This is a genomic window from Acinetobacter sp. ANC 4558, assembly GCF_002135375.1.
Classification (GTDB): domain Bacteria; phylum Pseudomonadota; class Gammaproteobacteria; order Pseudomonadales; family Moraxellaceae; genus Acinetobacter.
In genome coordinates this window covers 117751-131002 of the sequence record NZ_NEGH01000002.1, presented here as the reverse complement: position 1 = coordinate 131002, position 13252 = coordinate 117751, and the positions used below count along the sequence as shown (strand labels likewise).

At 36.3% G+C, this 13252-nt stretch carries 12 protein-coding genes; 5 read left to right on the top strand and 7 right to left on the bottom strand.

Translation table 11 applies throughout. From position 1 onward, the window contains the following. Window positions 1–7: 7 nt before the first annotated feature. Window positions 8–1390, bottom strand: coding sequence for an adenosylhomocysteinase (ahcY, locus tag B9T31_RS03045; RefSeq protein WP_086180498.1), 1383 nt, complete (start codon window positions 1388–1390; stop codon window positions 8–10). Window positions 1391–1628: 238 nt separating this feature from the next. Here ahcY and B9T31_RS03040 point away from each other — a divergent pair, with 238 nt between their 5' ends. The 4 genes from B9T31_RS03040 (at window position 1629) to B9T31_RS03025 (ending at window position 5789) form a co-directional block, all read left to right on the top strand. After that, entirely contained in the window at window positions 1629–2168 is a 540-nt protein-coding gene (locus B9T31_RS03040; RefSeq protein ID WP_086180779.1) for a cysteine peptidase family C39 domain-containing protein, read from the top strand. A 430-nt stretch (window positions 2169–2598) separates the two neighbouring features. Next, window positions 2599–3615: an aspartate carbamoyltransferase catalytic subunit gene (locus B9T31_RS03035; RefSeq protein ID WP_086180497.1), complete on the top strand. Its 1017-nt coding sequence runs from the start codon at window positions 2599–2601 to the stop codon at window positions 3613–3615. Between the two features lie 10 nt (window positions 3616–3625). Beyond that, window positions 3626–4861, top strand: coding sequence for a dihydroorotase (locus B9T31_RS03030; protein ID WP_086180496.1), 1236 nt, complete (start codon window positions 3626–3628; stop codon window positions 4859–4861). 148 nt (window positions 4862–5009) lie between these two features. Further along, window positions 5010–5789 carry a Rossmann-like and DUF2520 domain-containing protein gene (locus B9T31_RS03025; RefSeq protein ID WP_086180778.1) on the top strand — a complete coding sequence of 260 codons (780 nt, stop codon included), beginning with the start codon at window positions 5010–5012 and terminating at the stop codon, window positions 5787–5789. Between the two features lie 59 nt (window positions 5790–5848). Here the strand turns inward: B9T31_RS03025 and trmB are convergent, their stop codons facing one another. The 6 genes from trmB to rpsF all read right to left on the bottom strand — a co-directional run bounded on the left by trmB (window position 5849) and on the right by rpsF (window position 10937). Then, window positions 5849–6568 (bottom strand): tRNA (guanosine(46)-N7)-methyltransferase TrmB, encoded by a 720-nt coding sequence (trmB, locus tag B9T31_RS03020; RefSeq protein ID WP_086180495.1) that lies wholly within the window; start codon window positions 6566–6568, stop codon window positions 5849–5851. A 147-nt stretch (window positions 6569–6715) separates the two neighbouring features. Beyond that, a complete protein-coding gene (gene alr, locus B9T31_RS03015) occupies window positions 6716–7789 on the bottom strand; it encodes an alanine racemase (RefSeq protein WP_086180494.1) in 1074 nt (357 codons plus the stop codon). A 424-nt stretch (window positions 7790–8213) separates the two neighbouring features. Further along, window positions 8214–9659, bottom strand: a complete 1446-nt coding sequence (gene dnaB, locus B9T31_RS03010) for a replicative DNA helicase (protein WP_086180493.1) — start codon at window positions 9657–9659, stop codon at window positions 8214–8216. Window positions 9660–9855: 196 nt separating this feature from the next. Continuing rightward, on the bottom strand, window positions 9856–10302 hold the full coding sequence (gene rplI / locus B9T31_RS03005) for a 50S ribosomal protein L9 (RefSeq protein ID WP_086180492.1): 447 nt from the start codon (window positions 10300–10302) through the stop codon (window positions 9856–9858). Between the two features lie 9 nt (window positions 10303–10311). Continuing rightward, entirely contained in the window at window positions 10312–10539 is a 228-nt protein-coding gene (gene rpsR / locus B9T31_RS03000) for a 30S ribosomal protein S18 (protein WP_004278792.1), read from the bottom strand. An 11-nt stretch (window positions 10540–10550) separates the two neighbouring features. Beyond that, entirely contained in the window at window positions 10551–10937 is a 387-nt protein-coding gene (gene rpsF / locus B9T31_RS02995; protein ID WP_086180491.1) for a 30S ribosomal protein S6, read from the bottom strand. A gap of 246 nt (window positions 10938–11183) precedes the next feature. Between rpsF and B9T31_RS02990 the strand changes: the two genes are divergently transcribed. Beyond that, window positions 11184–13193 carry a prolyl oligopeptidase family serine peptidase gene (locus B9T31_RS02990; protein ID WP_171264677.1) on the top strand — a complete coding sequence of 670 codons (2010 nt, stop codon included), beginning with the start codon at window positions 11184–11186 and terminating at the stop codon, window positions 13191–13193. The last annotated feature ends 59 nt before the right edge of the window (window positions 13194–13252 follow it).

Here is a 13252-nt window from a genome sequence, read left to right as displayed (position 1 = left end):
TCATTACTTAGTATTTATAAGTGTCGGACTTGAATGGACCTTCAATTTGAACGCCTAGATAGTCTGCTTGTTGTTGGGTGAGGGTGGTTAATACACCACCAAAACCAGCAACCATTGCAGCAGCAACTTCTTCATCGAGTTTCTTAGGAAGCAACTCAACACGAATAGCAGCTTGCTTTTGTTCGTTTGGAAGATCAGCAAATTTTTCAGCAAATAAATGCATTTGACCTAATACTTGGTTTGCAAAAGAACCATCCATTACACGTGAAGGATGACCAGTTGCATTACCAAGGTTAACTAAGCGTCCTTCAGAAAGAAGAATTAAATAATCATTTTCATTTTCTGAACGATACACTTGATGAACTTGCGGTTTAACTTCAACCCATTTATAGCCACGTAAGTAATTTGTATCAATTTCAGTATCGAAGTGACCAATATTACAAACAACTGCACCCGCCTTTAAGGTATCTAACATTGCAGCATCGCAAACGTGGTAGTTACCAGTTGTGGTAACAATCAAGTCGGTATTTTGAAGAAGCTCAAGATTGATATCTTCTTTTTTACCGGTTTGAACTCCATTTTTGTATGGAGATACAATTTCGTAGCCATCCATACATGCTTGCATTGCACAAATTGGATCGATTTCCGTGACACGTACAATCATGCCTTCTTGGCGAAGTGATTGAGCAGAACCTTTACCTACATCGCCATAACCAATAACCAATGCACGACGACCAGATAACAACATGTCTGTACCGCGTTTAATCGCATCGTTAAGCGAGTGACGGCAACCATATTTATTGTCATTTTTAGACTTAGTAACAGAGTCGTTTACATTAATTGCAGGAACTTTTAATGTACCATCACGTAACATTTCATATAAACGTTGAACACCAGTCGTAGTTTCTTCAGTTACACCGTGAATTTTGGTAATTAATTCAGGATATTTATCATGAACAAGTGCAGTTAAATCACCACCATCATCCAGAATCATGTTGGCATCCCAAGGTGTACCATTCACATTAATTTGTTGTTCTAAACACCAGTTGTATTCTTCTTCTGTTTCACCTTTCCAAGCGAATACAGGAACACCACTTGCCGCAATAGCTGCTGCAGCATGGTCTTGAGTTGAAAAAATATTACATGAAGTCCAGCGTACTTCAGCACCTAATTCAACCAATGTCTCAATGAGAACAGCTGTTTGAATCGTCATGTGAATACAGCCAAGAATTTTAGCACCTGCTAGTGGTTTCGCTGCTGCATAACGCTTACGTAAACCCATCAGCGCTGGCATTTCAGCTTCAGCAAGTTTAATTTCTTTACGACCGTAATCTGCTAAAGAAATATCGGCAACTTTATAATCTGTAAATGAAGCATTAACCGCGTTCATCACGATCTCCTTATAAAAAAAATAATTGATCATTCAGTTCGCGGATGCCGTTGTTGGTAGTGCATGAAAGCATTTACCGATCGTCGAGCCTGGCCTATTTACTGTTTAAGACATTTATAAACCTGTCCGTAAATGGTCGCAGCATCCCTCGACTAGCGAACTATTGTACTTGGAAAATTGTTTAGTTCCAATCGTGTTTTGTTTATTATCAACACAATTATTTGAACGGACATTGAAAATGGCGCTAAAGATTCCTGATGCACTCGCAAATTTGGAAGCAAACTGTGGTATTTATGCGCTTTGGATGCTTTTTCATCATCATGGTATGCAGGTCGATATTGATAATCTTATTAAAACGACACAATATGATGATCAAGAAGGAACGTTTACCATTGCATTAGCGATCGCACTCAAAAAGTTTGGTTTTGGTGTGACTTTTTATACAGATGAAGATCCAAATATTGGTGAAAAAGAACAACTTATGTATGTAGAAGCACAAAAGTTACAAATTCCAATATTACCAGAATTAAGTTATGAACAAATCCAGCAAGCGATTTCGCAAGAAAAATTCGTTATTGTTTATTATGATACGGTTGATGAAGTCGGAAATCAGTCGCTGGTATATTCAATTGATGAACATGAAATATGTTTTTTTGATTCTTTTGAGCCCATGCCCGTATTATTATTTGAAAATCAACGGAATGCAGAAGGAATTTGTAGGCAAGCGATTGTTATTGACGATGAGCAATTTCAAATGAGTTCTACATTAAAAAATTAAAAGCGTAATTTCACTTATTTAAATTGAGCATTGAATAAGTGAAATTTATTTTAGAATAAGAAAATAACCGATTCAATTATGATTGAAATGACGGTAATTTACATTGAACTTTTACTTGAATGAAATGGGTGTCATTTTTTAGAAAAAATCACCAATTACAGTGATTTGGTACTGAGGATATAATCTTAAACCTAAAAGGTTTTATTGTGTAGATTCAATGAAATATTCATATTGATTAAGGATAAAAATAAAAGTTTTAGGACGGAATTATATATAATCGAATTCAAAATATATAATTGATATTTAAGTTATATATTGTGAATTTAAGTGTAAAATTCTTTTAGAATTGTTGTATTTTCCTACAACATGCGATGCACATCAAAGAGCAATGTCTGTATAATACCTTAACTTAGCGTATAAGGAATCCATCATGCATTTGGCGGCATTACACTCTCAGAGCCAGATTCAACTTAATCAGCACGGAAACCTAAAGCACTTTTTGACGATTGAAGGTCTATCAAAAGAAGTTCTGACCACAATATTGGACACCGCGGCGTCCTTTTTTAATGACCAAAATCAACTCATTACCAATAATCTCTTAGAAGGTCGTACGGTAATGAATCTCTTTTTTGAAAATTCTACGCGTACCAGAACGACTTTCGAAGCTGCTGCCAAGCGTTTATCTGCAAACGTATTAAATATTGATATTGCACGATCAAGTACGTCAAAAGGTGAAACCTTACGAGATACGTTGTGGAATTTAGAAGCAATGGCTGCAGATGTTTTTGTGGTGCGTCATTCTTCATCTGGTGCAGCACACTTTATTGCGAAAGATGTTTGTCCGCATGTTGCGATTATTAATGCGGGTGATGGGCGTCATGCACATCCAACCCAAGCAATGCTTGATATGTTAACAATTCGTCGTGAAACCAATAAAAAATTTGAAGCGATGAGTATTGCAATTATTGGTGATATTAAACATTCACGTGTTGCACGTTCTGATATTGCCGCTTTACAAACCTTAGGTTGTCAAGATATTCGAATTGTGGCGCCAAATACCTTATTACCGTATGGATTTAATGAATACGGTGAAGGAGTGCGTTTATTTAATAAAATGGAAGATGGTATTCGCGATTGTGATGTGATTATTACTTTGCGCATCCAAAATGAACGAATTGATTCTCCAGCATTATCATCACAAGCTGAATTCTATAAAATGTATGGTTTAAATCCTGAACGTTTAGCGTTAGCAAAACCCGATTGTATTGTGATGCATCCTGGACCGATGAATCGTGGTGTTGAAATCGACTCAAGTATTGCAGATGGTTCGCAATCCGTTATTCTTCAACAGGTGACCAATGGTATCGCAGTACGTATGGCTGTTCTCGCATTATCAATGCAAGGTCAGTTACAAGAAAAAGGTTTGTTAGACGCGATTGCGGTGTAAGGAGACAGTCATGAGTATGGTAAAAATTGAAAATGTACGTGTCTTAGATCCCATTCAGCAAACCGATCATGTACAAACTGTTTATCTTAAAAATGGTCAATTGGTTGCGGCACTAGATTCAGTTGAAGAAACCATTGATGGTCAAGGTAAATGGTTAATGCCAACGATGGTTGATCTTTGTGCTCGATTACGCGAACCAGGACAACAGCAGCATGGAACATTGAAATCAGAAGGTCGGGCTGCACGTGCAAATGGTATTTTACATGTGTTTACACCACCAGATTCAAAACCGATTGTACAAGACAATGGTGCGCTTATTCATGGTTTGGTTGAAAAAGCCATGCTTGATGGTGGTATTTATTTGCAAGTAATTGGTGCACAAACCCAAGGACTTTTAGGTAAACAACCTGCCAATATGGCTGGTCTTAAAAAGGGAGGGTGTTCTGCTGTTTCTAATGCCTATGCACCATTTGCAGATGATGATGTGGTCATTCGAACTTTAGAATATGCAGCGGGTTTGGATATGACCGTTGTGTTTTATGCAGAAGAACATCAAATTGCGAAAGATGGCTGCGTTCATGAGAGCTTTGTTGCATCACGACAAGGATTACCCATGATTCCGACTTTAGCGGAAACTGTTGCTATAGCTAAATATTTATTAATGATTGAAGCAACCGCAGTTCGCGCACACTTTGGTCTGTTATCTTGCGGTGCTTCCGTTGAGTTAATTAAATTAGCAAAAGCAAAAGGATTGAATGTAACGTGTGATGTGGCAATGCATCAACTCCATTTAACGGATCAATTGATTGATGGTTTCAACTCCTTAGCCCATGTACGACCACCATTACGTTCAGAACAAGATAAGATATTATTACGCCAAGGATTAAAAGATGGTGTAATTGATGCAATCTGTACCCATCATGAACCTTTAAGTCGATCTGCGAAAAATGCACCGTTTGCTGAAACTTTACCAGGATTTAGCGCATTTGATACTTATATCCCATTTGGTGTACAGCTCATTCAAGAAGGTTTATTCTCACCTTTAGAGTGGGTTGAAAAAGTAACTGTTGCGCCTGCTAAAGTTGCAAATATGTATGAGGGTTGGTTGCAAGAGAAGGGATGGGTATTGGTTGATCCAGAATTAACGTGGCAATTAAATAAAGATACCATTATTTCTCATGGAAAAAATACACCATTAATTCTGCAAGATGTAAAAGGTAAGGCAATTAGAACATTTATAGCTTAATAGATTCGATCTGAATAGAAAAGAGCCAGCATTTGCTGGCTTTTTATTTTAGTTAATTTCAATATCCAGCAGTTTTGGAAGAAGAATATTTGCATCAATAAAATTTTGTTGGCATGCTCATTATGATTTTTTAATGATGTTTTTCAAAATGAAAATTGGATTTATTGGGGCAGGGCGGGTTGCAACGCATTTGGCAACTAAGCTCTTTACAAACTATCAAATCGTGCAAATTTTCAGTCGCCATTTAACACATGCAACACGATTGGCAGAGTATATAAATGCTCAACCTATAGATGATTTAAATCAAATTGATCCTGAAATTGAACTTTTGATTATTTCAGTTAATGATCAAGCAATTTCAACTGTTGTTGAGCAGCTGAAGCAATTAAATTTTAAAGGATTAGTTGTACATACTTCTGGTAGTACACATATAGATGTATTGGCAAAATCATTCAGTCGAACAGGCGTATTTTATCCATTACAAACGTTTAGTTTTGAAAGTAAAATAAACTGGCAGCAGACGCCACTATTTATTGAAGCTCATGATGTGAAAGATCGGGAAATATTGTATCAACTTGCCACATTTTTGAGTCAAAAAGTATATGAATATACGTCAGAGCAGCGTCTCAGTTTACATTTGGCGGCAGTGTTTGCCTGTAATTTTAGTAATTATTGTTATGCAATTTCAAAGCAAATATTAGATCAAAGTCAGGTTGATTTTTCTTTACTTCATCCTTTAATGTTAGAAACTGCGAGAAAAGCAACCTTTACTGATCCTCAGGATGTACAAACTGGACCTGCAAGTCGGGGGGATTTGAATATTATTCAAATGCATCAAGAAATGCTGCAAACTCAAAATGAGACAAATTTTTTAGCAGTATATCAATTGCTTTCAGCGCAAATTATGAAGAAATATGAAAAAAACTAAGTGAGTGATAATTCAAAAGCTGATCAAATGATCAGCTTTTGATATTCTCGATTTAAGCGTTAATTTATTTTCTTAAAGATAAAATCATTAATTTTATGACCTGATTCAATGCCACGTCGTTCAAATTTAGTTTGTGGACGCCAGTCAGGACGAGGGTGGCTATTGCCTTTGCCAGCTAAATTTTTTAGGCGAGGTCTGTTGTCTAAAACATCAAGCATCCATTCAGCATAGGGTTCCCAATCTGTAGCAGAGTGGAAGGTTCCATTTAATTCAAGTTTTTGTTCCACTAATTCCATACGTTCATGTGCAACAAAGCGACGTTTAAAGTGGCGTTTTTTCTGCCACGGATCTGGGAAATAAAGTTGAATGCAGTTAATGCTATCGTCTGGCATTTCACGCAAAACTTGAATTGCATCAGCATCGAGTACACGAAGATTGTCCATTACGCCTGCCAGACCTGCTTCATATACACACTGTGCAATTCCAGGAACATGCACTTCAATTCCTATAAAATTTCGTTCAGGATTGGCTTGAGCCATCAACACAAGTGAACGCCCCATACCAAAGCCAATCTCAACGGTCAGTGGGCGCTCTGGATGTGCAAAGTGTTGTCTTAAATCACCTACAGGATATTCCAAAATTAAGTGAGCATATTGTTCAAGCGCAGTACGTTGAGATGTATTTAGCGGAGAAGAGCGACGCATAAACGTGACAATTTCACGATGCTCATTCAGGTTGTCCAGCTCTACAACTTGCTGGTCTAATAAATCGTTCGACATAATTGGAGGACAGATTAAAACATGTAAGCGGTATTTTAATTATTGAGCTGTTTAAGTCAAACAATTTTGGGTTGTATTGTAAAATTTAGAAGAGCAATTTGGCCTAAGAAATAGGTTAGGCTTCATTGCTCATGATCAATTTAAAAATTAAACAACTTTTCTTATCGGACGGTTGCTTAGACGACACAGTAACTCATAACCAATTGTTCCATTGGCATCAGCAACTTCATCGACCAATCTATGTTTCCCCCAAAGTTCTACTTTTGTGCCAATTTCAACATTTAAACCCGTGATATCAATTGCAATCATATCCATAGACACCCGACCAATAACGGCAACTTTTTGATGATTAATGACAACGTAATTTTGTTTGAAATATGCTCTTGGATAACCATCCCCATAGCCGATGGAAACAATCGCAAGATGGGTATCTTTTTCAACCACGAAGCTTGAACCATAACCGACCGCATCACCTTTTTGAAGGTGATTTAAAGCAATGATTTCCGCGGTAAAGGACATGACTGGTTTTAAATCTAATTCATGTGCAGATTTATGAGCAAAAGGACTTGCACCGTAAAGCATAATGCCTGGACGAACAAAATCAAAGTGAAGTTCGGGCCATTGGAAGATAGCGGCAGAATTACAGCAAGAGGCTAAAATAGGTGAACAAGCTTCTTTTACCTGTAGAAATTGTAATTTTTGTTGTTCATTGAGATCATGATTATCTGTATCAGCATTTGCAAAATGCATGACAAGTACGCAAGTAAAACCTTTAGTTTTAAGTGTTTGAATGACGTTAATAATTTCAGATAATTTAAAACCAAGACGGTTCATTCCGCTATTCAATTTAACCCAAACTTTTAAGTTTTTATTTTGATATGCAACTTGATGGGCATATAACCAATCTAATTGTTGTTGATGGTGGACAACGATTTCAATATTCTGTTCAAGTACAGTTTTCATCTCATCAGATGAAAATATACCTTCAATTAAAGTAATGGGTTGTTGATAACCTAATTCACGAATTTCAATCGCTTCTTCTAAGCATGCAACACCGAATGCATCGGTATTTTTTAAGGCGGCTAAACAGTTTTTTACCCCGTGTCCATATGCATTGGCTTTGACCATGCTCACTATTTTTGCTTTTGGTGCAAGTTGTTTGACACGATTTAAATTATATTGCAGTGCTTCACTATCAATATAAACTGTTGCTTGGCGCACCCGAATTACTCCTTAAAGAAGATAGATGATGATTAGGAAATACATAACTTATTTCTTGATTCAGCATTCTTATATGATTTTAATGCAATTTAAATATATCGCAATGACCTATTCTAAGCGCTTCATTTGAAAATGAATACGTTCATTTATGATTTTCATTAATATTCGTGTCTCTAGAGAAATGTTCAATGAAAAGCATATTTATGAATAATTATTTATCTTAAAACGTGACTGAAATTTTGATTTAGTGGGGCAAATTATTTGCAATTGAAAAAACTAAAGATCATGTTGATATATTTACTAAATGTTCACATTTAATCGGGGTTAAAGTCGGAATTAATTAAATGGGTTTAGAAATAATTGAATGCTATATTTAATGCGTTATAGCTAAATGAAGTAGAAAAGGGCGTATAATTGCCCAATTCTATTCATCATCTTCATATTGTGCATAGAATTCAGGTGATAGATTACTAAAACGCGTATAATGTCCTTCAAAGGCTAAACGGACTGAGCCAATTGGTCCATTACGTTGTTTACCAATGATAATTTCTGCTGTACCAGCTTCTTTCGACTCTTTGTTATAAACTTCATCACGATAAATAAACATAATCAAGTCGGCATCTTGTTCAATTGCCCCTGATTCACGTAAATCTGACATCACAGGTCGTTTATTTGGTCGATTCTCTAATGATCGGTTCAGCTGAGAAAGTGCAATAACAGGGCAATTCATTTCTTTCGCTAATGCTTTTAAGCTTCGGGAAATTTCAGAAATTTCACCTACACGGTTATCACCCATTCCAGGTACTTTCATAAGCTGAAGATAGTCGACCATAATACAGCCGATTTTTCCGCCATGTTGCTTTGCAATACGTCGAGCTCGCGCTCGAAGCTCTGTGGGTGGCAACGCAGAGGAATCATCAATATATAAATGCTTTTCTTGTAATTGAAGAATTGTTCCAGTCACTTTTGACCATTCTTCACCATCTAATTTTCCCGAACGTAAGTGACCTTGATGAACTTTTCCGTAGGCAGAAATTAAACGCATTGCAATTGAGTCTGCTGGCATCTCCATCGAGAAAACCAAGGCAGGTAAATCATTATTAAATAAAACACTTTCAACTAAATTCATTGCAAACGTCGTTTTACCCATAGAAGGACGAGCAGCAACAATAATTAAATCTCCAGATTGCATACCTGATGTTTTATTATCTAATTCTAGGAAACCTGTAGTTAATCCAGTGATACTTCCTTCCATTTGTGATAGTTCATTGAGCTTATCAAATACATCAGCAACAACGGTCGTAATGGGTTTAGGACCAGCATTTTTTTTATTATTGTTATGTTGTTCTGCAATTTGGAATACATTTGTTTCAGCTAAATCTAAAATTTCACTGACGGATCTGCCTTTTGTATCATAGGCATTCTGCAAAATTTCAGTGCTGACTTTAATCATATTTCTTAACGTTGCAAACTCTTTAATTTTGGTTGCATAGGTTTCAATATTGTAGAAACTTGAAGGGGAATCCGCCATAAGTTGCATGAGGTATTCTTCACCACCAACCGCATCTAATAAGTTTTGTTTTATTAACCAGTCATTGACTAAAACAGCATCATAAGGCGAGTTTTCTTTAGCAAGCGTATCAATTGCACGGAAAATATATTTATGACGTGTTGCGTAGAAATCTACTTCTTGTAATACATCACCCACTTGCTCAAAAGATTCAGCTACAGTCATTAATGCTGCAAGAACGGCTTGTTCAATGGCTAAATTATGTGGTGGTGTACGAATTTCTTTCAATTGAGACGTTTCAGCACTATTTACATCTGCTTTTGAGGTTTTTTGTGTGCTTTTGGCATTTGCCTGTGACATATAAATTCCTGATTTTAAATACAGTAAATGCTATGAAAATGCAATGCGATAGAATATGATTTATTTTAGCAGATCATACGCTTTCTGCTAGCCAATACATACCGAAATTTTCACTTATTTAAATCAATGAAAAAGTAAACTATTTTTAAAAGATAAAAAAAGAGCATGCGAAAGCATGCTCTTTTTTGTGCAAAAATTACTCAGATACGATTGTAACGAGAACTTCAGCAGCAACATCATGATGCAATTGAATCGAGATGTTAAATTCACCAGTGTTGCGAAGCGCACCATTTGGTAAACGAACTTCTGCGCGATCTACTTCTAGACCAGCATTCGTTAAAGCATCAGCAATATCGCGAGTACCAATAGAACCGAAAAGTTTACCTTCATCACCAGCTTTCGCAGTGATTACGATATTTACTTCGTCTAATTGATTAGCACGTGCTTGAGCAGCAGCTAAAACATCAGATTCAACTTTTTCAAGTTCAGCACGACGAGCTTCAAAAGCAGCAGTATTTGCTTCAGTTGCAGCAACAGCTTTACCCTGAGGGATTAAGAAGTTGCGGCCATAACCAGCTTTAACTGAAACTTTATCACCAAGTTTACCAAGGTTTTTAATGCGTTGTAGTAAGATAATATCCACAGCTCAACCTCACTTATGATTGTCAGTGTAAGGAATCAACGATAAGTAGCGAGCTTGTTTAATAGCAAGCGCTAATTGACGTTGGTAACGAGCTTTAGTACCTGTAATACGGCTAGGAACAATCTTGCCGTTTTCAGTGATGTACTGTTTTAAAGTATCGATATCTTTATAGTCGATATATGTAACGTTCTCAGCTGTAAAGCGGCAGAACTTACGACGACGGTAGAAACGTGCCATTGATGTTCTCCTTATGCTTCAACAGAATCTTGAGCCAATTGTGCTTCTTCACGTTGAGCTTTACGCGCACGTTTTTCTTCAGCACTCTTAGCCAATAAAGACTCTTCAGTGATTGCGTTTTCACGACGGATGATAAGACTACGAATAATTGCATCGTTATAACGGAACAATTCTTCAAGTTCGTCAAGCGTCGTTTGACCACATTCAATGTTCATTAAAATGTAGTGCGCTTTGTGAATTTTGTTAATTGGGTAAGCCAATTGGCGACGGCCCCAATCTTCAAGACGGTGAATTTGACCTTCAGCTTCTTTAATGTGAGAGATATAGCGTTCAACCATACCTACCACTTGATCGCTTTGATCTGGATGTACCAGAAGTACGATTTCGTAGTGACGCATTGTCAGCTCCTTACGGATTATACAGCCCCTAACCTAATTGTTAGAAGCAAGGAGTCACAACCGAAGTTGTGCCGTAGTAATTACGGAAGCCGAGATTCTAGTCGCTTTTATGGAAAATTTCAAGAGGAGTGGGGGAAGGAACGTATACGTTTTAATACAAGAAATGAACAATGATACGCCTCTTCGTTGTGCATATTATTTAACTAAAATTAAATAAATATCAAAGTGGAGTTAATGGAAGAATATATGACAGATCAGTTTTTATATTTAGAAGAAATATACGGTTCAGATGCTTTGGCATGGGTAGCACTAGAAAACAAGATCACAGAAGAAATTTTAGTCAAATCTGAAAATTTTAATCATATAAATCAAAAAATTAATAATGTTATTTTTAATCAAGAGAAAATTCCTTATGTTACAAAGCAAGGCGCGTATTTTTATAATCTATGGCAGGATGATCAACATCCTAAAGGAATATGGCGTAGAACCTCATTTGAAAAATATTGTTTAGATGACATTGAATGGGAAACCGTGATTGATATTGATGTATTAGGCGCTATTGAAAATATCAATTGGTTTTATCAAGATTGTATTTTTTTAGCAGAGAGTGAGGAGCACTGTTTAATCTATTTAGCCGAAGATGGTACAGATGCTGTTCAAGTTCGTGAGTTTAATTTAAAAACTAAGCAATTTGTTTTAGATGGTTTTTTTGTTGATATCGCCAATACGACAGTGAATTGGATAGATAAAAACCATATTTATGTCATGACAGATTTTGGGCAAGATAGTTTGACCTTGTCAGGTTATCCACGAATTGTTAAAAAATGGCAGCGTGGTACTTCAATTGAGCAAGCAATCATCGTATTTGAAGGGAAGCAAACAGATTTAAATGTATTTGCTACATACGATACGACTAAAAATTTTGAAAAAAGTATTCTTTATAGAGCGATTAACTTTTATGAAACAGAAGTTTATTTATTGGATGATCTAAAACGATTAGATTTACCTTTAGATGCGCAGATAGATTTTCATGAAAATTGGTTAATCGTTGTTTTAAGTACAGACTGGGATATTCATCCAGAGTATTTAGCAGGTTCATTATTGGTGATTGACTTAAATGAGTTTTTATCGGGATGTCGATTATTTAAAATTATCTTTCAACAAGCATACGATCAGATTTTATTTAGTTTTAATTTTAGTAAAGATTTTTTGATTCTAAAAATTATGAAAGATATCAGTCACTTTTTGCACATATTAGATTGTAGAAGTGATTTTAAATATGTGGATGCGATGTGGCCTGATCAACAATATGCACAAATACGAATTGATCACGTTGATCGTACCAGTAATCATTTTTTTATGATTGAAGAAAGTTTTGTATCGGCGCAACGATTATATAGGGTTGACTTGAATACAAGAACGAAGCAATTAATAAAATTTGAATCAAATCAGCTTATTCCTGATAATTATGAGGTTACACAAAATTTTGCGATATCTCAAGATGGTACAAAAATTCCTTATTTTCAAATTGCAAAAAAGGATTTAACCGACGTGCCACAGCAAACTTTAATCGAGGGCTATGGTGGGTTTCAGTTTTCATTGCTTCCAAAATTTCTTGAAACAGAAATTCCTGCTTGGATTGATGAGGGGGGTATTTATGTTATTGCAAACATTCGTGGGGGCAGTGAGTATGGCCCTTCATGGCATCAGCAGGCATTAAAACAAAATAGACAACGCGCCTATGAGGATTTTGCCGCTGTCGCAGAAGAGTTAATTCAAAGAGGCATAACTTCACCAAATAAATTAGCGGCAATAGGGGGGAGTAATGGAGGGTTATTGGTGGGAAATATGCTGACACAATATCCGCATTTATTTGCTGCTATTGTGTGTGAAGTGCCCTTACTTGATATGCTACGGTTTCATGAAATTGGAGCAGGACATTTATGGATTGCTGAATATGGGGATCCGAATAACGAAGTGGGCAGAAATTTTTTACACACAATTTCTCCATATCATCAGCTGTCGGCCGCACAAGATTATCCAGCAATTTTATTTTACACCATAACGAGTGATGATCGAGTATCACCTGCACATGCCAGAAAAATGGCTGCAAAGATGAAAGAGTTGAATATACCAGAGGTGTATTTTTATGAACTGTCGGAGGGAGGACATCGTATTTTTGCAACAAAAAAATTACGTGCATTTCATGCTGCATTAGTGAGCTCATTTTTATTTAAAGTATTGGCTCAGCCATGATCTGTTTAGATAAAGAAGCGTGATTAAATATAAAGTGACTATCTAAAAGTAAGTTTTAA